The 701-nt window shown below is 57.2% G+C and carries 1 protein-coding gene; it reads left to right on the top strand.

The genetic code is table 11. From position 1 onward, the window contains the following. Positions 1–182: 182 nt before the first annotated feature. The gene (locus G6R25_RS24370; protein ID WP_163554694.1) at positions 183–587 is read left to right on the top strand and encodes a hypothetical protein; all 405 of its coding nucleotides are present in this window, start codon (positions 183–185) and stop codon (positions 585–587) included. Positions 588–701: the final 114 nt, after the last annotated feature.

Consider the following 701-nt stretch of genomic DNA (forward strand, 5'->3'; position numbering starts at 1 on the left):
ACATTGATGTCACGCAAAGCGACGAAACGTTACCGGGAAAGGCTCAGTGAGCTGGCCTGGGTCGATCGGAGAACCGGCGAAGTATATACGACCTCCGGTGACGTGGACCCAGATGGACTCGTATATCCATCGGTACCCTATGATGGATCTTGGATTAGATTTAGCCCCGGTGAGGAAGAACAATGACATCGAATTTTCCAGCGCCGAAGATCGCTGGGGTTTACGGAACGGTCGACGGTCATCCCGACTTCGGTGACCGCGAAACGCTTCCCGTTGGCGAAGAAAGAACCGCGATTCTCGGCTATCTGAATTCTGGAGAGTTTCTGCTGCGAACCACTGGCCGCACCGAGGATGTTGTAGATCCTTCGCGTGGAAAGGTGGTTCCGATTAGTTTCTGGACGGATGGAAACTGGATCTGGACGGACTCGATCGCCTACTATCTCGAAGCGTACGGCTTGGCGCCCCAGCCCGAATTTCTGGCGCACATCCGCGATCGTGAATACCGTTACGTGCGGCCGACAGAGGAACAGATCGGCCTCGCGGGCGACGTCCTCCAGGAAAGGATCAACAGCCGGCAGTCGCGGTGACATGTCGAGCCGTCCGAGGAGCGGGTCGCTGCCGCGTCCCGGGCGCTCGGGGAAGACTGAGCCTTTCCCGGTAACGTTTCGTCGCTTTGCGTGACATCAATGTTGTGTTGGTGT

It is taken from the genome of Candidatus Frankia alpina, assembly GCF_902806485.1.
GTDB lineage: Bacteria > Actinomycetota > Actinomycetes > Frankiales > Frankiaceae > Frankia > Frankia alpina.